This is a genomic window from Paraburkholderia lycopersici (assembly GCF_900096975.1).
Taxonomy (GTDB): domain Bacteria; phylum Pseudomonadota; class Gammaproteobacteria; order Burkholderiales; family Burkholderiaceae; genus Paraburkholderia; species Paraburkholderia lycopersici.
On the sequence record NZ_FMYQ01000003.1, the window covers coordinates 111,668 to 132,467 of the forward strand.

Here is a 20,800-nt window from a genome sequence, read left to right on the forward strand (position 1 = left end):
CAGCAATTCTTGTTCGATGGCGCGCGCACCATGCGCGCCCTTTCCATGGCGTTCGCGTCGCGCGCGGGAGCTGCCTGTCCATCGGCGCCGCCGGCCGCGCGTCGCGCGCCATCCGTTAGACCGTTTAAATCGACTAGACCGTATTCTGGGCGAAACCCGCCGCTGTTTCCATGTCGACCGCGACGATGCGTGATACGCCTTGCTCCTGCATCGTCACGCCAATGAGCTGCTGCGCCATCTCCATGGCGATCTTGTTGTGCGAAATGAACAGGAACTGCGTTTTGTCCGACATCGCGCGCACGAGGTTGGCGAAGCGTTCCGTGTTCGCGTCGTCGAGCGGCGCGTCCACTTCGTCGAGCAGACAGAACGGCGCGGGATTGAGCTGGAACATCGCGAACACCAGTGCCGTGGCCGTGAGCGCCTTCTCGCCGCCAGAAAGCAGGTGAATCGTCGAGTTCTTCTTGCCAGGCGGCTGCGCCATCACCTGGACCCCGGCGTCGAGAATCTCGTCGCCGGTCATGATGAGCTTCGCCTGGCCGCCACCGAAGAGACGCGGGAACAACTCGCCGAAATGGCGGTTCACTTCGTCGAACGTGCCCTGCAACAGCGTGCGCGTTTCCTGGTCGATCTTGCGAATCGCGTCCTCGAGCGTTTCGATCGCACTCGTGAGGTCGGCCGACTGCGCGTCGAGGAAGGTCTTGCGCTCCTTCGCCGCGGCCAGTTCGTCGAGTGCCGCCATGTTCACGGGCCCGAGCGCCGTGATCGCGTTGCTGATGCGCGTAACTTCGCCTTGCAGGTACGACGGCTTCATGTCCGCCGTAAGCTTTTCCTGCAGCGCGGCTTCGTCCACGCCCGCGGCCTGCAACTGCTCGACGAACTGCTCCCCGTTCAGCCGTGCCGCCTGCTCCTTCAACTGAAGCTCGGTGATGCGATCGCGCAGCGGCTGCAGCGCGCGCTCCGCGGCAAGGCGCGTTTCGTCGGCGGCGCGCAGCTTCGCGCTCAGGTCGTCGAGCTCGGCGCGCGCGGCGCGCAACGTCTCTTCCTTCTGCGCGCGGATTTCCAGCGCGTCCTGCAGACCCGTATGCGCGGTCTGCTCGTTGATCGTTTCGAGTTCCGCACGCGCGTCTTCGAGCGACGCAGCCACGCGTTCGCTCTGATCGTGCGCGACCTGAATGTTGCGCCTCAACTCCTCGATGCGGTTCGCCATGTTGCGCGCCGCAAAGCGCGCGTCGCCAGCAGCGCGTTCGAGGTCGCGCGCCTCGTTGCGCGCCGCGCCGAGTTCCTCGTCGAGCGCTTCGAAAGCGAGCTGGTTGTCCTCGAAGCGTGCCTGCAATTCGGCGAGTTCGATGTCATGGCGCTCGAAGTTCGCTTCCGACTCCGCCCGCAGCGCGCGCTGCTCCTCGATCTGCGCGCAAATTTCCTCAAGTTCCTCGCGGATCTGCGTGCTGCGCGCCGTGTAGCGCTCGTGCGCCTGTGTCAGCTTCAGCACGTCCATTTGCAGCGCGTGTACGCGCTGGGTCGCGCGCTCGGCCTGCTGGCGCACTTCGGTGAGCACCTGGGCTGCCTGAGTGTGTGCCGCTTCGGCGCGCACCACCGCGCTACGCGCGTCGTCGGCGAGCAGCGCCTGGGCTCGCACCTGACGTTCGAGATTCTCGATCTCCTGCTGACGCGCGAGCATGCCGGCCTGCTCCGTGTCGGCGGCGTAAAGCTGAACGCCCACACGCGTCACGCTATGACCCGCCTTCACCACGAAAGCGCCGCCATTCGGCAGCTGCGCGCGCTGCGCGAGCGCCTCGGCAAGGTCGTTGGCCACGAAGGTCGCACCGAGCCACTCGTTGAGAACCGCGCGCAAGCCAGCGTCGTCGATGCGCACCAGGGAGACCAACGGCGTGAGACCCGCGGGCGCGGCGGGCACCTGGCCCGCCGCGGGCGGCGAATAGAATGCGAGCTTCGCGGGCGGCGCGTCACTCGCGAACGCCTTCACCCAGTCGAGGTTCGAAACTTCGAGCGCGGCAAGCCGCTCGCGCAGCGCGGCTTCGAGCGCCGTTTCCCAGCCCGCGTCGACATGCAGCTTCTTCCACAGACGCGGCAGCGTACCCAGTTCGTGACGATCGAGCCACGGCTGGATCTTGCCTTCGGTCTGCACGTTTTCCTGCAGTTGCCGAAGCGCGGCAAGGCGAGCTTCGAGCTGGTGGATCTGCGCATTTTCCGCCTGCACGCGCTCGTGTGCGCCGCGGCGTTCCGCGTCGAGGCGCGGCACGGTTTCCTGGGCGTCGGCAAGGCGCGCCTGGGCGTCGTGAAGGATTTCCTCCTGCTCGGCCAGTTGCATGCGCAGCGCTTCGAGCTGCGCTTCGTCCGGGGCGTCGAGGCCGCCTTCCTCCGACTTCAAGCGCTCCTGGCGTTGTTGAAGCTGCTGGAGCATCTGGTCGGCGTTGCGCTGGTGCGCGGCTTCGAGCTTGATTGCCTGCTCGGTGAGCGCGATACCCGCGCGCTCGTCGTTCAGTTGCGCCTGCGCGTCGCGCCAGCGGTTTTCGAGCGCGGGCAGTGCGTCCTGCTTCGCCGCCGCCTCTTCCTCAGCGAGCGCCGCCTTTTCCTCGGCGATCGCCAGTTGTTCCCCGGCGTCTTCGATATCGCCCTGCGCCTTCCGAGCCTGCGCCTGCCATTGCTCGCGCTGCGCGGTGAGCGCGGCGATCTGCGCCTGCACGCGATTGCGCGACTCGACGATGAACTTGATCTCGGCTTCGAGACGGCTCACCTCGGCGTTCGCTTCATAGAGCGCACCTTGCGCGCCCTGCATCGCGTCACTCGCCGAATAGTGGGCCACGCGCAGCGTTTCGAGCTGCGCTTCCACTTCGCGCAACTGCGCGGTGTGGCGTTCCAGGTCGATTTGCGCCTGCTCGATCGCGCGCTGCTGGCGCTGCTGCTCGCCCGCCGCCTCATTCTTGCGCAACAGCCACAGGAGGCGCTGCTTTTCCTCGCCTTCGGACTGCAGTTCGCGGAACTTCGTCGCAACGACCGCCTGACCCTCGAGCTTTTCGAGGTTGGTGGACAGCTCGCGCACGATGTCCTCCACACGAGTGAGATTCTCGCGCGTGTCGTGCAGTCGGTTCTCTGTCTCGCGGCGGCGCTCCTTGTACTTCGAAACGCCCGCGGCCTCTTCGAGAAACACGCGCAGCTCTTCGGGCTTCGCCTCGATGATGCGCGCGATCATGCCCTGGCCGATGATCGCGTAAGCGCGCGGGCCGAGGCCCGTGCCGAGGAAGATGTCCTGAATGTCGCGGCGGCGCGCCGGGAGGTTGTTGATGTAGTAGCTCGAGGTACCGTCACGCGTGAGCACGCGCTTGACGGCGATCTCCGCATACTGGCCCCACTGGCCGGCGGCACGGCCGTCCGCGTTGTCGAATACCAGTTCGACGCTCGCACGGCTGCCTGGCTTGCGCGCCGTGGAACCGTTGAAGATGACGTCCTGCATCGACTCGCCGCGCAGTTCGGACGCCCGGGACTCGCCGAGCACCCAGCGCACCGCGTCGATGATGTTGGATTTTCCGCAGCCGTTCGGCCCGACCACCCCGACGAGTTGGCCCGGAACCTGAAAATGCGTGGGATCGACGAATGATTTGAAGCCAGCGAGTTTAATCGAGGTCAGACGCACGGCGATATCGCTGTTTGAATAGTGGTGAACGGGACCGCCCGTGCCGCGCGCCTGGCGCCGCCGTCAATCCGGTTTCGATCGCACGGCGTGGGTACGCACACAGGGCGGCCGCCACGGCTCGCCGCACGAGCGCGCATGCGCGCGGGCGGTCGGCGGGAATCAGCGGCAATCATACCATCGCGCGCGCGCCATTCCGCGCGCCGGAAGGCCCGAGGCCGAAGCCGCCGCCTGTGTTTTGCCGCCGCGCTCGCCGTCGCTGTCTTCGCCGCTCTCGCCGCCGTTGCCGCTGTCGTCCTCCGGGCCGTTGCCGCAAACGTCGCCGGCATCGTCCGCGCCGTCGGCGCGGCCGGTGTCTGCGTAGGTGATGACGCTCGCGTGCTCGCCGCGCTTGCGTGCGTCCTGCGCGCGGTGCACCCAGCTCGAGAGCAGCGAAGCCAGCACGATGCACGCGCCGCCCGCCCATTCGCGCGGGCCCGGCATCTCGCCGGCGAACAGCCACGAGGTGAGGGCCGTCACGACGATCTCGAACAGCATGATGATCGAAGCGCGGTTCGCGGGCACGCGAGCGAGCCCGTACTGAACCAGCATATTGTTGGTGCCGAGCACCATGCCGAGCGCCAGCACGAGCAGAACGACGCGCGCAAGATGCTCGCCCGCCGGTGCGGACGCCATCGGCTCGAAGCACGACGTCAGCGCGCCGAAGAGCGCCGCGCCCGCGAAGATCACAGCGGTGCGCATCTCCGGCTTCATGTGCGGGAGCACGCGGCTCGTCTTCACCACGAGCACGTTGCTCATCGCGAAACCCATCCCGCCGATGAGGCCGGCCCATTCGGCGGCGTTGGCCGGCAGCGGCACGCCGAGTTGCGGCGACCAGAGCATCGTGACCGCGCCCGCCAGCGAGAGCGCCGAGAGCGCCCCGCCCGCCCACGTGAGGCGCTCATGCAGGATGAAATGCGCAAAAAGCGCGGTCCACGCCGGGGTCAGATAGAAAAGCAGCAGCACGCGCATCACTTCGCCGTGAATCGCACCCCATACGAAGCCGACGTTGGTCACGCCCGCGGCGAGTCCGAGCATCGGCAGCACCCAGTGCCAGCGCACGGTGGCGAGCGAGCGCCAGCGCAGTATCAGCACGAAGAGGCAGCCGGCCGCGCTCGTCGCCGCGCTCGAAGCAGTGCCGGTCAGCCCGAAGGCTGCCAGCATTCGCAGCGGATACCAGACGAAGCCCCATACGGACGCGCCGATCATGATGGCAAGCGTCGGCCAGGCGGCGCGCAGCCCCGTGCTCTGGCTCATTGCCGGCGCGTTCCGTGGTTCGCCCGCGCACTGCTGGCGAACGGCGCGATCGTCGAAAAACTCATGCCTCTCCTTTGTGTTGCGGGCCGGCGCGCGCTAGCCGGCGCCCGCAGCGGCAGCGCCGCCACGCTATAATCGGCCGCTTGCAGCCGCAAGGTCGCGCTGCCGTGTTTTTTGCCCTGCCCAGCGCGGCTGGCTAGCCGGTCCGCACCAGCCGCTCCGCCGCTGCGCGCCGCGCCTCCGTTTTTCGCCCACGCCTGTCCGACGCCTCGACGCTCAAGTGAACCCGCTACTCGATACCCTTCAGTCCTACCCCTTCGAAAAGCTCCGTGTGCTCTTCAAGGACGTCACGCCAAACGCCGGCCTGCGCCACATCAGCTTCGGGATCGGCGAGCCGAAACACCCCACGCCCGCGCTGATCCGCGACGCCATCGTCGCCTCGCTCGACGGCCTCTCGTCGTATCCGGCCACGGCGGGCAGCCCGGCACTGCGCGAATCCATCGCGAACTGGGTGAAGGCGCGCTACGGACTGCCGGCCATCGACGCGAACACCCAAATCCTGCCCGTCTCGGGTTCGCGCGAAGCCCTCTTCGCGCTTGCGCAGACCGTGATCGACCCCACAGCGGGCGTGAAAGACCCGGCAAAGCGGGCGATCGTACTCTGCCCGAATCCTTTCTACCAGATCTATGAGGGCGCCGCGCTGCTCGGCGGCGGCGAGCCGTATTTCGTGAACAGCGATCCGGCCCGCAACTTCGCCTGCGACTATTCGCAGGTTCCCGAAGAAGTCTGGGCGCGTACGCAACTGCTTTATGTGTGCTCGCCGGGCAATCCCACGGGCGCCGTCATCACGCTCGACGACTGGCGCGAGCTGTTCGCGCTCTCGGACCGCTACGGCTTCGTGATCGCTTCCGACGAGTGCTACTCGGAAATCTACTTCGACGAAGCGAATCCGCCGCTCGGCGGCCTGGAGGCGGCGCACAAGCTGGGCCGCAGCTTCGAGCGCCTCATCATGCTCTCGAGCCTGTCCAAGCGCTCGAACGCGCCGGGCATGCGCTCGGGCTTCGTGGCCGGCGACGCCGCGATCCTCAAGCAGTTCCTGCTGTACCGCACCTACCACGGCTCGGCCATGTCGCCGGTCTGGCAGTCCGCCAGCATCGCGGCCTGGGGCGACGAAGCGCACGTGCGCGAGAACCGCGCGAAATACGTGCAGAAGTTCTCCACCGTCACGCCGATGCTCGCCGACGTGCTCGACGTGAAGCTGCCCGACGCCGCGTTCTACCTCTGGGCCAACGTCGCGCGCACCGGTCTCACGGACACCGCGTTCGCCCAGCGCCTCTACGCCGACTATAATGTGACGGTTCTGCCCGGCTCGTTCCTCGCGCGCGAAGCGCATGGCACCAATCCGGGCAAAGACTTCGTCCGCATGGCGCTCGTCGCCGACGTCGAGGAGTGCATCGAGGGCGCGCAGCGCATCGTCGAGTTCTGCCGCTCGCTCAAACCGTAAAGCCCTCCTGCGCGCAGGGGTCGCCGGCCTCTCGGCGCGCAACGCTGCTTTCAACCATCAAACTCACGAAATCACCACCATGTCGCAACAACTTCAGCAGACCATCGACACCGCCTGGGAAAACCGCGCCGATTTCTCGGCGAAGTCCGCCCCGAACGACGTGCGCGAAGCCGTCGCCCACGTCATCGCCGAGCTGGACAAAGGCGCCCTGCGCTGCGCCGAGAAGAAGGACGGCGACTGGGTCGTCAACCAGTGGGTGAAGAAGGCCGTGCTGCTGTCGTTCCGCCTCGAAGACAACGCGCCGATGCCCGCGGGCGGCTACACGCAGTTCTACGACAAGGTGCCCTCGAAGTTCGCGAACTACACGGCCGAAGACTTCGCCGCGGGCGGTTTCCGCGTCGTGCCGCCGGCCATCGCGCGCCGCGGCTCGTTCATCGCGAAGAACGTCGTGCTGATGCCGTCGTACACGAACATCGGCGCTTACGTCGACGAAGGCACGATGGTCGACACGTGGGCAACCGTCGGCTCGTGCGCGCAGATCGGCAAGAACGTGCACCTCTCGGGCGGCGTCGGCATCGGCGGCGTGCTGGAGCCGCTGCAGGCCAACCCTGTCATCATCGAGGACAACTGCTTCATCGGCGCGCGCTCGGAAGTCGTGGAAGGCGTGATCGTCGAGGAAAACTCGGTCATCTCGATGGGCGTGTATCTCGGCCAGTCGACCAAAATCTACGACCGCGAAACCGGCGAGATTTCGTACGGCCGCATTCCGGCGGGCTCGGTCGTCGTCGCGGGCAACCTGCCCTCGAAGGACGGCTCGCACAGCCTCTACTGCGCCGTGATCGTGAAGAAGGTCGACGCGAAGACGCGCGCGAAGGTCGGCCTGAACGAGCTGCTGCGAGGCGACTGATGGCGAAGGCCGCGAAAACCGTCGTCTACGGCATTCCGAACTGCGACACGGTGAAGAAGGCGTGCGTATGGCTCGAAGAGCACGGCGTCGAGTTCGAGTTCCACGACTTCAAGAAGGCCGGCGTCTCGAATGCGCTCGTGCAGGACTGGCTCAAGGACGTGCCGCTGGATCAGCTCATCAACAAGCGCGGCACGACCTGGCGCGGCCTGTCCGACGTGCACAAGGCCGAAGCCGGCACGACCGCGGGCGCGATCGCGCTGATGATCCACAAGCCGTCGATCATCAAGCGGCCCGTCGTGGTGGTGAACGGCCGCGTGAAAACGCTCGGTTTCTCCGCCGATCACTATGCGGAACTGTTCTCCTGAGCGCCGCCTGAGACAGGCGTGCCCCGCCTGAAGCGCTGCCCGGCGCGCGCGATCTGTCCGAGTCGCCTCGTGGCATGTCGCGCGCAACCGGTCATGACACGTTGTTGCCGGCCCCTGCTCCGTCAGCGGCGCCGGCATTTTTATTGAAAGTGGTCTTTTTATGTCAGCCACCCTCGCCCTTACCGAAGCCTTGATCGCGCGCGCGTCCGTCACGCCCGACGACCAGCACTGCCAGCGCATCATGACCGAACGTCTCGGGGCGCTCGGCTTCGCGTGCGAAACGATCGAATCCAACGGCGTGACGAACCTGTGGGCCGTCAAGCGCGGCACGGCGGGCGCGCACGGCCCGCTGCTCGCGTTCGCGGGCCACACCGACGTCGTGCCGACCGGCCCCATCGAGCAATGGAGCTCGCCGCCGTTCCAGCCTTCGCACCGCGACGGCGTCCTCTACGGGCGCGGCGCCGCCGACATGAAGACCTCGCTCGCCGCCTTCGTGGTGGCGAGCGAGGAGTTCGTGGCGTCGAATCCGCGGCATCGCGGCGCCATCGCCTTCCTCATCACGAGCGACGAGGAAGGCCCGGCCACCGACGGCACCGTCAAGGTCGTCGAGGCGCTGCAGGCGCGCGGCGAGAAGATGGACTACTGCATCGTGGGCGAGCCGACTTCGACGAACACGCTCGGCGACTGCGTGAAGAATGGCCGCCGCGGCTCGATGTCGGGCAAACTTGTCGTGAAAGGCGTGCAGGGGCACATCGCCTATCCGCATCTCGCGAAGAACCCGGTGCACCTGCTCGCGCCGGCGCTCGCCGAACTCGTCGCCGAGAAGTGGGACGACGGCAACGAGTACTTCCCGCCCACCACCTGGCAGGTCTCGAACATGCATAGCGGCACGGGCGCGAGCAACGTGATTCCGGGCCACGCCGAAGTGATGTTCAATTTCCGTTTCTCGACGGCGAGCACGGTGGACGGCCTGCAAAAGCGCGTGCACGCGGTTCTCGACAAGCATGGCCTCGACTACGATCTGCACTGGAGCGTGAGCGGCCTGCCCTTCCTCACGCCGCGCGGCGCGCTTTCGAACGCGCTCGAAAAGGCGATTCACGACGAAACCGGTGTCACGACGGAGCTCTCGACCACGGGGGGCACGTCGGACGGCCGCTTCATCGCGCGCATGTGCCAGCAGGTGGTGGAGTTCGGGCCGCCCAACGCCAGCATCCACAAGATCGACGAGCACATCGAAGTGAAATTCATCGATCCGCTCAAAAATGTGTACCGCCGCGTGCTCGAACAGCTGATCGCCTGAGCCGCCCACCGAACACGCCCTGGAGTCCAGAACATGACCCATCCGCTAGCCACCACGTTTGCCACCGTGCGCGACCTGCTGCGCTACGGCGTTTCGCGCTTTTCGGCCGAGCAGCTCGCATTCGGCCACGGCTCGAGCAACGCCTACGACGAAGCCGCGTACCTGGTGCTGCACACGCTGCATCTGCCGCTCGACTTGCTCGACCCGTTTCTCGACGCCCGCCTCACGGCCGAGGAAATCGACAGGGTGCTCGGCGTGATCGAGCGCCGCGCGAACGAGCGCGTGCCCGCCGCCTACATCACGCAGGAAGCGTGGATGCACGGCCTGCGCTTTTACGTGGACGAGCGCGTGATCGTGCCGCGCTCGTTCATCGGCGAGCTGCTCGAAGACGGCCTGCAACCCTACGTGGAGGACCCCGAGCAGGTCACGGCGGTGCTGGAGCTGTGCACCGGCTCGGCGAGCCTCGCGATCCTGGCCGCCCACGCGTTCCCGAACGCCGACATCGACGCCGTCGATCTCTCCGCTCCCGCGCTCGAAGTCGCGCGGCGCAACGTGCACGAGCATGGCCTCGACGAGCGCATCGCCCTTTTCGAAGGCGACCTGTACGCGCCGCTGCCCGAGCGTCGCTACGACGTCATCATCACGAACCCGCCGTACGTCAACGCCGATTCGATGGAAGCGCTGCCGCCCGAGTACCGGCACGAGCCGGCGATGGCGCTCGCGGGCGGCGCGGACGGCATGGACATCGTGCGCCGCATCATCAAGGACGCACGCAACTGGCTCACCGACAACGGCGTGCTGGTGGTCGAAATCGGCAACGAGCGCGAGAACGTGGAAGCGGCGTTCGGCGGTCTCGATCTCGTATGGCTCTCGACAAGCGCCGGCGACGATCAGGTGTTCCTGATCCAGGCCTGCGACCTGCCGGTGTGACCGCCTTGCGCGAGCGGGCCCCGGCGCCTGTGCGCCGGGTCTCGCCGCGTGCAGGAAAGGGACGATAACCGTCGGCGCAGCGGGTTCGGTAAGATTGACGCTTTCGGCCCAGGGAGCGTCCCACGCATCTATGCGATTCGACTGGTCACACCTCGGCACGCTGATCGCGATCGTCCATCTGCTCGGGCTGATCGCGGCGTGCCACGCCATTCTCAACACGCGCACCTCGCAGGGCGCGATCGCCTGGGCCGTCTCGCTCGCGACGATGCCCTACCTCACGCTCGTCCCGTACCTCTTTCTCGGCCGCAGCAAGTTTGCGGGTTACGCCGACGCACGGCGCCTGCGCAACGAAACATTGCGCTCTCGCGCCCACGCGCCCGAATGGGACGAGCTCGTCTCCACCGGCGAATGGCCAGCCGACGAACTGGGTGTCCGCGTGATCCGGACATTCGCGCGCCTGGGCGGCATGCCACTCGTGCCGGGCAATTCGGTACGCACGCTCGTGAACGGCGAGGCGACCTTCTCGGCCATCTTCGAGGCAATCGAGCACGCGCGCCACTATGTGATCGTGCAGTTCTTCATCGTGCGCGCCGACGCGCTCGGCGACATGCTCAAGGAAATCCTGCTCGGCTGCGCGAAACGCGGCGTGCGCGTGTACTTCCTCTACGACAGCATCGGCTCGTTCGACCTGCCCGCCAGCTACGTGCACGAGTTGCAGAGCGGCGGCGTGGAAGTGCATCCGTTCTCCACGAAGCGCCACTTCGTCAACCGCTTCCAGCTCAATTTCCGCAACCATCGCAAGATCGTCGTGGTGGACGGACAGCGCGCGTTCGTGGGGGGCCACAACGTGGGCACCGAATATCTGGGCTCGAACGCGCGCCTCTCCCCCTGGCGCGACACGCATATCGAACTGCGCGGGCCGGCCGTGGCGAACGTGCAGTTCGTCTTCACCGAGGACTGGTACTGGGCCACGCAGCAGTTGCCCGGCTGCGAGCCGCCCGCGGTCGCGCCGCAAGACGGCGACGACATGTACTGCCTCGTCTTGCCCACAGGTCCGGCCGATCGCCAGGAGACCTGCTCGCTCTTCTTCGTCGAGGCGATCAACGCCGCAAAGAAGCGCCTGTGGATCACCACGCCCTACCTCGTGCCCGACGAAGCCGTGTTCTCGGCGCTGCGGCTCGCGGCGCTGCGCGGTGTGGACGTACGCATCATGATCCCGAGCCGGCGCGACCATTACGTGGTGTTCGAGGCCTCCACGCTGTATGCCTTCGACGCGGTGCGCGCGGGCATCCGCATCTTCCGCTACAAGCCGGGCTTTTTGCACCAGAAGGTCGTGCTGATCGACGACGTGGCAGCCGCGATCGGCAGCGCGAACCTCGACAACCGGTCGTTTCGCCTGAACTTCGAGATCATGGTGCTGACCGTGCACCGCGGCTTCGCGGCCGAGGTCGAAGCGATGCTGCTGCGCGACTTCGAACAGACGTTCGAGATCGACCGCGGCGAGTACCGCGACGCGCCCGCCTGGCGCAAGATCACGATGCATCTCGCGCGGCTCTTCGCACCGATTCTTTAGGCGCTCAAAGCTGCCTTTCGATGTCTGCCGCGATCGCCTCGGGCTTCGTGACGGGTGCGTAGCGCTTCACCACGTTGCCGTTGCGGTCGACGAGAAACTTCGTGAAATTCCACTTGATGCCTTCGAGCCCGAGCAGGCCCGGGGCCTCGCCCGTGAGCCAGCGATAAAGCGGGTGCGCGTTCGCCCCGTTCACGTCGATCTTCTCGAACATCGGGAACGTGACGCCGTAGTTCTTCTCGCAGAAGCTGCCGATCTGCGCGGCGTCGCCGGGTTCCTGCTTGCCGAACTGGTTGCACGGAAAGCCGAGCACAGCGAGCCCGCGCGCGGCGTACTGGTCATAGAGTTTCTGCAGGCCCGCGTACTGCGGCGTGAATCCGCATTCGCTCGCCGTGTTGACGACGAGGAGCACTTTGCCCGCGTACCGCTCGAAGCTGACCGGCTCGCCACCACCTAGCGGTTGCGCCGAAAACGAATAGATCGATGTCATCTGGCTCTCCCGTGGAAAAGCGCCAGTCTACGTGAGAACGCGCGCAATTCGCACCCGGCCGAACGGCTAGCCATTCGGCCGATGCCGGCCAACGCGCGCCACAGTCTAAAATAGCGCTTTCTTTCGCATTCTTCCCGCTGGCGCCGTCGTGATCCGCTTCAACCAATTCAGTCTTGCCCGCGGCACCAAGCCGCTTTTCGACCAGACCTCGTTCACGCTGAACCCCGGCGAAAAGGCCGGTCTCGTCGGCGCGAACGGCGCGGGTAAATCCACGCTGTTCGCCGTACTGCGCGGCGAACTGCACGCGGACGGCGGCGACTTCTCGCTGCCGCCGTCGTGGCGCATCGCACACGTCGCCCAGGAAACGCCGGCCGTCGACCGCACCGCGCTCGACTACACGCTAGACGGCGACGCCGCGCTGCGCGAGATCGAGGCGCGCATCGCGGAGGCGGCGGCGGCGCACGACGGCGCGGCCGAAGCCGAAGCGCACGGCGCCTTCGCCGACGCCGACGGCTACACGGCCCCCGCGCGCGCCGAGGCGCTGCTGCTCGGCCTCGGCTTCACCCTCGAGCAAACGCGCCGGCCCGTGGCGAGCTTCTCGGGCGGCTGGCGCATGCGCCTGAACCTCGCGCAGGCACTCATGTGCCGTTCGGACCTGCTGCTGCTCGACGAACCGACGAACCACCTCGACCTCGACGCGATCGTCTGGCTCGAAGACTGGCTCCATCGCTATCCCGGCACGCTCGTCGTGATCTCGCACGACCGCGAATTCCTCGACTCGGTCTGCAACGTCACGCTGCATCTGGAGAACCAGCAGGTCAAGCGCTACGGCGGCAACTACTCGCAGTTCGAGATCCTGCGCGCGCAACAGCTGGCGCTCCAGCAAAGCGCCTATGAAAAGCAGCAGAGAACGGTCGCCCACCTGCAAAGCTTCGTCGACCGCTTCAAGGCCAAGGCCACCAAGGCGCGCCAGGCGCAAAGCCGCGTGAAGGCGCTGGAAAAGATGGAGCTGATCGCGCCCGCTCACGCGAGCTCGCCGTTCACGTTCGAATTCCGCACGCCCGACTCGGCGCCGAACCCCATGCTCGTAATGGAAGACGTGCGCTGCGGCTATCGCGCCGAAAACGGCAGCGAAACGCCCATTGTCGAGCACGTCACGCTGTCGATCCAGAACGGCCAGCGCATCGGCCTGCTCGGCGCAAACGGCCAGGGCAAGTCCACGCTCGTCAAGACGCTGGCGGGCACGCTCGCGCCGCTCTCCGGTGAGCTGCGCGCGGGCAAGGGCCTGCAGATCGGCTATTTCGCGCAGCATCAGCTCGAAACACTGCGCCCAGACGACTCGCCGCTCCGGCATCTCGCGCGCCTCGCGCCCGACACGCGCGAGCAGGAGCTGCGCGACTTCCTCGGCGGCTTCAACTTCCCCGGCGAAATGGCCACGGCGCCCATCGCGCCGTTCTCGGGCGGCGAAAAGGCGCGCCTCGCGCTCGCGCTCATCATTTGGCAAAAACCCAATTTGCTGTTGCTCGACGAGCCGACCAACCACCTCGACCTCGAAACGCGCCATGCGCTGACCATGGCGCTCGCGCAGTTCGAAGGCACGCTGATCCTCGTCTCGCACGACCGGCATTTGCTGCGCGCCACGACCGATCAGTTCATGCTGGTGGCGAAGCACCGCCTGCAGCCGTTCGACGGCGACCTCGACGACTACCGCGACTGGCTGCTACAGCATGCGGCCGAGCAACGCGCGGCCCTCAAGGAAGCGGCGTCCGGCACGGCGAATGGCGCAAATGGGGCCGCTACGGGCGACAGCGTCAACCGCAGGGAACAGCGGCGCCAGGAAGCCGAACAGCGCCAAAAGCTCGCCCACCTGAAAAAGCCGTTGCAGGCGAAAATCGGCAAGATCGAAAAGGAAATGGATGCGCTCAACAGCGAAAAGAGCACGCTCGACGCCTTCGTTGCCGACCCGGCAAGCTACGAGCCGGAGCGCAAGGGTCGCCTGACCGAGGCGATTCGCCGTCAGGCGGAAGTCGCAGCGCGCCTGGAGGCGCTCGAAGCCGACTGGCTCGACGCGCACGAGGAACTCGAGCAGATCGGCTAGCACATCCCTTAGCCGCAGCTATATAGCAACAACCGCGCTTTTCGCCACGCCTTATCGCCAGGAGCCACGAGTGTCGTCACCCGCCGCATTGCAGGGCCTTCGCGTACTGGATCTGACCCGCCTTTTGCCCGGACCGGTGGCCACCTTGCGGCTCGCGGAAATGGGCGCCGACGTGCTGAAAATCGAGCCGCCCGGCGCAGGCGACGCTGCGCGCCTGATGATGCAAAGCGCCGTCGACGAAGTTGCCGCACGCCCTAGCGCGTTCTATCGCCTCGTCAATCGCGGCAAGCGGGAAACGCGGCTAGATCTGAAAACCGAGAGCGGACGCGCCGTGCTGCTGGCGCTCGCGCGCGACGCGGACGTGCTGGTCGAGAGCTTTCGGCCCGGGGTGATGGACCGCCTCGGCGTCGGATACGAAACGCTGCGCCAGGCCAACCCCAAGCTCGTTTATTGCGCGATCACCGGCTACGGCACGACCGGACCCTTCGCCGACCACCCGGGCCACGACATCAACTATGTCGCTTACTCGGGCGTGCTCGACCAGCTCGCCACGCGCGATGGCATGCCCGTGCTGCCCAACTTCCAGATCGCCGACCTGCTCGGCGGCGCGCTGTCGGCGGTCACGCAGATTCTCGCGGCGCTCTGGCAGGTGGCGCGCGGCGGTGAAGGCCGTTTCGTCGACGTTTCAATGACGCATTCGAGTTATGCGCACAACGTGGTCGCCCAGGTCGCGCTCGCCAACGACGACGCCGCTGCCCTCCAGCCAGGCGGCGGCCTGCTCAATGGCGGCGTGCCCTGCTACAACCTCTATCGCACGCAGGACGGCCGGTGGCTTGCCGTCGGCGCACTGGAGCTGAAATTCTGGCAAACGCTTTGCCATGCGATCGGTCGCGACGACTGGATCGAACGACACTGGAGCCTTGGCCAGGCAATCGGCGGCGCGGATGCTGCGGCGATGACGCGCGAACTCGCGTCGATGATCGAGTCGGAGTCGCTGCAAACGTGGATCGACCGTCTGGAGGCGATCGACTGCTGCGTCTCGCCGGTCCTCACGCCGGGCGAGGCGTCGCGTCATCCGCTCTTCAACGCCGAGGTGCTGCAGGCCATGATGGACGGCGAGATGGCCGCGCAGAAGCAGGAGGCCGCGCCCCGCATGCAGGCGGCCTCGCTCCCGCCCGGCGCACAGCCGCCGCAAAGCGGCCAGGTCGGCCCGGGCAGCGACGCGCCTCGCGACCCGGACGGGAAAAAACCGTTCACGTACGGTCCCTGGGGCTAGCCTCGCCGCGCGCCGTATATACGAACTACGAACGGCACAGATGGCGCGAATAAAAAATGGGCGCCTCGCAGCGCCCATTTTTTTCGTCTAGCGCCGCGGCAGTGTTTGCCGCGGCGCACGCTCGTCGTCATGCAGCACGTACTTGCGGCCTTCCACGTGGCGCGCGATGGTGCTGCGCACCTCCGCCGCGGTCACGTCTTCGGCCACGACTCGGCGCGAAATGCGCCCGTCACCGTCGATCCACTCGACAATTCGGCAACTGCTGCCCCAAGGTTGCATGAGCGGCTCGGAAACCCGGCAGCCGCGCACGACGATCGAACGACCGCCGAAGGACGTATCAGTCTGTTTCAAGTCGCTATCCTTTCCGCTGGACACGGGTTGAACATCGCGCCAAGGATAGGGAAATCGCCGTGCGAAAAGGTTACAGTCGCGACCAGGGTTGTTACTAATCATTACGCGACAGTACACGCCTCGCGCATGGCCGCGCCGCGCTCATTCCAGCTCTCGCACGCGGTCGATCGCTTCGTCCAGGCGCTCCACCGCAATCACCTGTAAACCGTCGATCGGCTGTTTCGGCGCGTTGGCGCGGGGAATCAGCGCGCATGAAAAACCGAGCTTGGCGGCCTCCTTCAAGCGTTCCTGGCCGCGCGGCGAGGGCCGGATCTCGCCCGCGAGGCCGACTTCGCCAAAAACGATCAGTCCCTTGGGCAACGCCTTGTTACGCATCGAGGAGTGAATGGCGAGCAGCACGGCCAGGTCAGCGGCCGGTTCGGTGATCTTCACGCCGCCCACCGCATTGAGGAACACGTCCTGGTCGAAGCACGCGATACCCGCATGACGGTGCAGCACCGCCAGCAGCATGGCGAGCCGGTTTTGCTCGAGGCCGACCGCGAGACGGCGCGGATTCGGCACGTGCGCAGTATCCACGAGCGCCTGGACCTCGACGAGCAGCGGGCGCGAACCTTCCTGCGTGACGAGCACGCAGGAGCCCGGCACGCTCTGCTCGTGCTGCGAAAGAAACAGCGCCGAGGGATTCGCGACGCCGCGCAGACCTTTTTCCGTCATCGCGAACACGCCCAGCTCATTGACCGCGCCAAAGCGATTCTTGAACGCGCGCACGAGACGGAACGACGAATGCGTGTCGCCTTCGAAGTACAGCACGGTGTCGACGATATGCTCCAGCACGCGCGGGCCCGCGAGGTTGCCCTCCTTCGTCACGTGACCGACCATGATGATCGCCGTGCCCGACTGCTTCGCGATGCGCGTAAGCTGCGCCGCGCACTCGCGCACCTGCGCGACCGAGCCGGGCGCGGAAGTCAGCGCTTCGGAATAGATCGTCTGGATGGAGTCGATGACGGCGACGTCAGGCTTTTCCGCCTCGATCGTCGCCTGGATTCTTTCGAGCTGGATCTCCGCAAGCAGCTTGAGCTCGCTTGCCATCGACCCCGGATCGAGCAGCGCCAGTCGTTGCGCGCGCAACGCGATCTGCGCGGCCGACTCCTCGCCGCTCACGTAGAGCGCGCGACGCTCCGCCGCGATCTGCGCGAGCGATTGCAGCAGCAGCGTCGACTTGCCGATGCCGGGATCGCCGCCGATGAGCACCACGCCGCCCGCCACGAGGCCGCCGCCCAGCACGCGGTCGAATTCGCCCACGCCCGTCGTGAAACGCGGTACGTCCGACGCCTCGATATCGGCGAGACGCCGTACCGGCGCGCTCTTCGCGAGCGACTGGAAGCGGTGGCCGCCGGCCGGTTCGGCCACGCCCTCCACCAGCGTGTTCCACGCCCCGCACGCGGGGCACTGGCCTTGCCACTTCGGCGCCTGTCCGCCGCATTCGGTGCAGGTGTACAGCGTCTTGACCTTCGCCATGCTCTTTGCCATGGCGTTATTCGGCGCGCACGGGCACACGCGGCGCGACCGCGCACATCAATTCGTAGCCGATCGTGCCGCAGGACCTCGCGACGTCGTCGATGGGCAGGTTGACACCCCACAGTTCGACGCGCGCGCCCACGCCCGCGCCGTGCACGGGCGTCAGGTCGACGGTGAGCATGTCCATGGACACGCGGCCCACGACGCGCGTGAGCACGCCGTCGACGATCACGGGCGTGCCTTCGGGCGCGACGCGCGGATAGCCGTCGGCGTAACCGCATGCGACCACGCCGATGCGCATGGGCTTGCGCGCCGTGAACATCGAACCGTAGCCGACGGTCTGACCTTCGGCGACGGTCTGCGTGGCGATGAGCTCGGACGCGAGCGTCATGGCCGGTTGCAGGCCCACGCCTTCGAGCGCCGAAGCAAAGCCGGACGGCGACGCGCCATAAAGGATGATGCCGGGCCGCACCCAGTCGAAGTGCGTCGAAGGATGCCAGAGCGTGGCGGCCGAATTGGCGAGGCTGCGCGCGCCCGCAATGCCTTGGGCGCCGCGCTCGAACGCCTCCATCTGCTCGCCGACGCCGCGCGGCGTATCGGCGTCCGCGAAGTGGGTCATCAGTGTGATCTGGCCGATGCCGGCGCAGGCGCGCGCCCGCTCCCACGCGGCGCGGTACTTCTCGGGCGTGTAGCCGAGCCGGTTCATGCCGCTGTTCATCTTCAGCTGGACGTTGACCGGCTTCGAGAGGCGCGCCATTTCGAGCATGCGCATCTGCTCGTCGCAATGGACGACGGTCGTGAGGCTGTAGCGGTCGATCACGTCGATGTCGGTCGGGCGGAAAAAGCCTTCGAGCAGCAGGATCGGTCCCGCCCAGCCGAGTTCGCGCAGCTTGGCGGCTTCTTCGAGGTCGAGAAGGCCGAAACCGTCCGTCGCGCGCAGGCCGGGAAACGCTCGCGCAAGCCCGTGCCCGTAGGCGTTGGCCTTCACGACGGCCCAGATTTTCGACTTTGGCGCGTACTTGCGGACGACGGCGAGATTATTGGCGAGAGCGGCGGTGTGGATCGTTGCTGAGAGGGGGCGCGGCATGGGAGATTTTTCGCAAAGACGCTTTTGAATCAGGAGCTTACAGGGTGTTTTCAGTGCCCGGCAGGCCCGTCTGACGGGCGGTCAAGGATTGTGCTAGTCCGAATGCACCTATTTTCGTGATATAAAGCCCTGCGCACAACCCATTTCGAACGTAATAAGCCCGGATGCCTCCCACCCGTCCGGGGCGGACGGACCGCAGCGAGGAAAGCATCGCAACAGATGAAAAAAGGCTTTTACACCATCATGGCCGCGCAGTTTTTTTCGTCGTTGGCCGACAATGCGCTCCTGATCGCTGCGATTGCACTGCTAAAAGATCTCCACGCCCCGAACTGGATGACGCCGCTGCTCAAGCTGTTCTTCGTCCTCTCCTACGTCGTTCTTGCCGCCTTCGTCGGCGCCTTTGCAGATTCTCGCCCCAAGGGCCGCGTGATGTTCATCACGAACACGATCAAGGTCGTGGGCTGCGCCATGATGCTCGCCGGCACGCATCCTCTGTTCGCCTATGGCGTGGTGGGCTTCGGCGCGGCGGCGTATTCGCCGGCCAAGTACGGCATCCTCACCGAACTGCTGCCGCCTGAGCGCCTCGTCGCCGCGAACGGCTGGATCGAAGGCACCACGGTCGGCTCGATCATCCTCGGTACCGTCCTCGGCGGCGCGCTCATCAGTCCCCACATCGCCTCGCACGTGATCCGCCATACGCCCGCCTCGATCAACACGCCCGCCGAGGCGGCCATGCTCGTCATCATGGCGATCTATGTGATCGCCGCCCTTTTCAATCTGCGCATTCCCGACACGGGTGCACGCTATCCGCGCCAGCAGCACGGCCCCTTCCGCCTCATCACCGATTTCGCCGACTGCTTCAACACGCTGTGGCACGACAAGCTCGGCCAGATCTCGCTCGCGGTCACGACGCTCTTCTGGGGCGCGGGCGCGACGCTGCAGTTCATCGTGCTCAAATGGGCCGAAGTCTCGCTCGGCATGTCGCTTTCGGAAGGCGCGGTGCTGCAGGCCGTCGTGGCCGTCGGCGTGGCGGCCGGCGCGGTGATCGCGGCGGCGCGCATTCCGCTCAAGAAGTCGCTCTCGGTGCTGCCGGTCGGCATCATCATGGGTCTCGCCGTCATGCTCATGGCGTTCTACACGCGCCATCTCTTTCCGCCGCACTGGGGCCTGCATATCGGACATCTGCGCATTCCGGGCTACCTGGTTTTCGCCTACCTCTTCCTGATGGTCGTGGGCGGCCTCTCGGGTTTCTTCGTCGTGCCGATGAACGCGCTGCTCCAGCACCGCGGCCACGTGCTGCTCTCGGCGGGCCACTCCATCGCCGTGCAGAACTTCAACGAGAACCTGTCGGTGCTCGTGATGCTGTGCCTCTATGCCGTGCTCGTCTGGCTCGACGTGCCGGTGACCATCGTGATCGTGCTGTTCGGCACGTTCGTCTGCCTGATGATGTGGCTCGTGATGCGCCGCCATCAGGCGAATCAGCGCTCGTTCGACTCGGTCGCGCTGATCGGCGAAAATCACAGGCACTGATGGGCGGGCGTGCCGCGCCGCTTCATCTGCCAAACCGATTCTTTCCTGCGCACGCGCGGCGGCATGCCGCGCGCGACGCGCATCTGACGCTGCCATGAACTCACCGATTTTCAACGTCCTCACGATCGCCGGGTCCGACTCGGGCGGCGGCGCCGGCATCCAGGCCGACCTCAAGGCGTTCTCCGCGCTCGGCGCGTACGGCGCGAGCGTCATCACGGCGCTGACCGCGCAGAACACGCGCGGCGTCACCGCGATCCACGCGCCCGATGCGGGCTTTGTCACCGCGCAGCTCGACGCGGTGTTCGACGACATCCGCATCGACGCCGTGAAGATCGGCATGCTCGCCAACGCGTCGATCGTGCGCGCCGTTGCCGATGCGTTGCGCCGCCATGCGCCGCCGCGCATCGTGCTCGACACCGTGATGATCTCGAAGAGCAACCACGCGCTGCTCGCGGCCGAAGCCGTGGCCGCGCTGCGCGATGAACTGCTGCCGCTCGCAGGCATCGTCACGCCGAATCTGCCCGAAGCCGCGGCCTTGCTCGAGGTGGCGCCCGCCGTCGATGAAACCGCCATGGTCGAGCAAGGCGAAGCGCTGCGCGCGCTCGGCGCGCAGGCCGTTCTGATGAAGGGCGGCCACCTGGGCGGCGAAGACAGCCCCGACTGGCTCATCGAAGCGGACGGCACGCTGCGCCTCGGCGGCCCGCGCGTACCGGTCGCGAATACGCATGGCACAGGCTGCACGCTATCGTCGGCGATTGCCGCGCTGTGGCCGCAACGCGGCGCACTCGCGCCGGCCGTCGGCGAGGCCAAGCAGTATCTGACGGCGGCGCTGGAGGCGAGCTCGCGGCTCGACGTGGGCCATGGCGTCGGCCCCGTGCATCACTTCTGGCGCTGGTGGTGAGCGCGGAGCGGACGCGTTATCGCGCGCG

16 protein-coding genes are annotated in these 20,800 nt (G+C 66.6%); 10 read left to right on the forward strand and 6 right to left on the reverse strand.

Annotated elements, in window-relative coordinates:
• Window positions 1–133: 133 nt before the first annotated feature.
• Entirely contained in the window at window positions 134–3,652 is a 3,519-nt protein-coding gene (gene smc, locus BLU17_RS04980; protein ID WP_091995373.1) for a chromosome segregation protein SMC, read from the reverse strand.
• Between the two features lie 159 nt (window positions 3,653–3,811).
• A complete protein-coding gene (locus BLU17_RS04985; protein WP_091995375.1) occupies window positions 3,812–4,945 on the reverse strand; it encodes a DMT family transporter in 1,134 nt (377 codons plus the stop codon).
• Between the two features lie 280 nt (window positions 4,946–5,225).
• On the opposite strand from BLU17_RS04985, the gene dapC reads away from it, so the two are divergent.
• From dapC to cls, 6 genes are all read left to right on the forward strand, one after another.
• Window positions 5,226–6,449 carry a succinyldiaminopimelate transaminase gene (gene dapC, locus BLU17_RS04990; RefSeq protein ID WP_091995377.1) on the forward strand — a complete coding sequence of 408 codons (1,224 nt, stop codon included), beginning with the start codon at window positions 5,226–5,228 and terminating at the stop codon, window positions 6,447–6,449.
• 79 nt (window positions 6,450–6,528) lie between these two features.
• A complete protein-coding gene (gene dapD, locus BLU17_RS04995; RefSeq protein ID WP_091995379.1) occupies window positions 6,529–7,356 on the forward strand; it encodes a 2,3,4,5-tetrahydropyridine-2,6-dicarboxylate N-succinyltransferase in 828 nt (275 codons plus the stop codon).
• Window positions 7,356–7,721: an arsenate reductase gene (locus BLU17_RS05000; protein ID WP_091995381.1), complete on the forward strand. Its 366-nt coding sequence runs from the start codon at window positions 7,356–7,358 to the stop codon at window positions 7,719–7,721. The genes dapD and BLU17_RS05000 overlap by 1 nt, the downstream gene beginning before the upstream one ends.
• Before the next feature lie 160 nt (window positions 7,722–7,881).
• Window positions 7,882–9,021 (forward strand): succinyl-diaminopimelate desuccinylase, encoded by a 1,140-nt coding sequence (gene dapE, locus BLU17_RS05005; protein ID WP_091995383.1) that lies wholly within the window; start codon window positions 7,882–7,884, stop codon window positions 9,019–9,021.
• A gap of 33 nt (window positions 9,022–9,054) precedes the next feature.
• The gene (prmB, locus tag BLU17_RS05010; RefSeq protein WP_091995386.1) at window positions 9,055–9,951 is read left to right on the forward strand and encodes a 50S ribosomal protein L3 N(5)-glutamine methyltransferase; all 897 of its coding nucleotides are present in this window, start codon (window positions 9,055–9,057) and stop codon (window positions 9,949–9,951) included.
• A gap of 130 nt (window positions 9,952–10,081) precedes the next feature.
• Window positions 10,082–11,524 (forward strand): cardiolipin synthase, encoded by a 1,443-nt coding sequence (gene cls, locus BLU17_RS05015; RefSeq protein WP_091995388.1) that lies wholly within the window; start codon window positions 10,082–10,084, stop codon window positions 11,522–11,524.
• Between the two features lie 4 nt (window positions 11,525–11,528).
• Here the strand turns inward: cls and BLU17_RS05020 are convergent, their stop codons facing one another.
• A complete protein-coding gene (locus tag BLU17_RS05020) occupies window positions 11,529–12,011 on the reverse strand; it encodes a glutathione peroxidase (protein WP_091995390.1) in 483 nt (160 codons plus the stop codon).
• A 148-nt stretch (window positions 12,012–12,159) separates the two neighbouring features.
• Between BLU17_RS05020 and BLU17_RS05025 the strand changes: the two genes are divergently transcribed.
• Complete coding sequence (locus BLU17_RS05025) at window positions 12,160–14,109, forward strand: ATP-binding cassette domain-containing protein (protein WP_091995392.1); 1,950 nt, start codon at window positions 12,160–12,162, stop codon at window positions 14,107–14,109.
• 70 nt (window positions 14,110–14,179) lie between these two features.
• On the forward strand, window positions 14,180–15,385 hold the full coding sequence (locus BLU17_RS05030) for a CaiB/BaiF CoA transferase family protein (RefSeq protein WP_091995394.1): 1,206 nt from the start codon (window positions 14,180–14,182) through the stop codon (window positions 15,383–15,385).
• 87 nt (window positions 15,386–15,472) lie between these two features.
• On the opposite strand, the gene BLU17_RS05035 is transcribed toward BLU17_RS05030, so the two are convergent.
• The 3 genes from BLU17_RS05035 to alr form a co-directional block, all read right to left on the reverse strand.
• Window positions 15,473–15,736: a DUF2866 domain-containing protein gene (locus tag BLU17_RS05035; protein WP_176928922.1), complete on the reverse strand. Its 264-nt coding sequence runs from the start codon at window positions 15,734–15,736 to the stop codon at window positions 15,473–15,475.
• Between the two features lie 141 nt (window positions 15,737–15,877).
• Window positions 15,878–17,254, reverse strand: a complete 1,377-nt coding sequence (gene radA / locus BLU17_RS05040) for a DNA repair protein RadA (RefSeq protein ID WP_091995399.1) — start codon at window positions 17,252–17,254, stop codon at window positions 15,878–15,880.
• Window positions 17,255–17,270: 16 nt separating this feature from the next.
• Complete coding sequence (gene alr, locus BLU17_RS05045) at window positions 17,271–18,341, reverse strand: alanine racemase (RefSeq protein ID WP_091995401.1); 1,071 nt, start codon at window positions 18,339–18,341, stop codon at window positions 17,271–17,273.
• Window positions 18,342–18,560: 219 nt separating this feature from the next.
• Between alr and lplT the strand changes: the two genes are divergently transcribed.
• Window positions 18,561–19,871: a lysophospholipid transporter LplT gene (lplT, locus tag BLU17_RS05050; RefSeq protein WP_091995403.1), complete on the forward strand. Its 1,311-nt coding sequence runs from the start codon at window positions 18,561–18,563 to the stop codon at window positions 19,869–19,871.
• 94 nt (window positions 19,872–19,965) lie between these two features.
• Window positions 19,966–20,772 (forward strand): bifunctional hydroxymethylpyrimidine kinase/phosphomethylpyrimidine kinase, encoded by an 807-nt coding sequence (gene thiD / locus BLU17_RS05055; RefSeq protein ID WP_091995405.1) that lies wholly within the window; start codon window positions 19,966–19,968, stop codon window positions 20,770–20,772.
• Window positions 20,773–20,800: the final 28 nt, after the last annotated feature.

Coding starts and splice junctions, on each gene's coding strand:
- BLU17_RS04985 (WP_091995375.1), bottom strand. CDS start 4,945: ATGAGCCAGAGCACGGGGCTGCGCGCCGCCTGGCCGACGCTTGCCATC.
- dapD (WP_091995379.1), top strand. CDS start 6,529: ATGTCGCAACAACTTCAGCAGACCATCGACACCGCCTGGGAAAACCGC.
- BLU17_RS05000 (WP_091995381.1), top strand. CDS start 7,356: ATGGCGAAGGCCGCGAAAACCGTCGTCTACGGCATTCCGAACTGCGAC.
- dapE (WP_091995383.1), top strand. CDS start 7,882: ATGTCAGCCACCCTCGCCCTTACCGAAGCCTTGATCGCGCGCGCGTCC.
- prmB (WP_091995386.1), top strand. CDS start 9,055: ATGACCCATCCGCTAGCCACCACGTTTGCCACCGTGCGCGACCTGCTG.
- cls (WP_091995388.1), top strand. CDS start 10,082: ATGCGATTCGACTGGTCACACCTCGGCACGCTGATCGCGATCGTCCAT.
- BLU17_RS05020 (WP_091995390.1), bottom strand. CDS start 12,011: ATGACATCGATCTATTCGTTTTCGGCGCAACCGCTAGGTGGTGGCGAG.
- radA (WP_091995399.1), bottom strand. CDS start 17,254: ATGGCGAAGGTCAAGACGCTGTACACCTGCACCGAATGCGGCGGACAG.
- alr (WP_091995401.1), bottom strand. CDS start 18,341: ATGCCGCGCCCCCTCTCAGCAACGATCCACACCGCCGCTCTCGCCAAT.
- lplT (WP_091995403.1), top strand. CDS start 18,561: ATGAAAAAAGGCTTTTACACCATCATGGCCGCGCAGTTTTTTTCGTCG.
- thiD (WP_091995405.1), top strand. CDS start 19,966: ATGAACTCACCGATTTTCAACGTCCTCACGATCGCCGGGTCCGACTCG.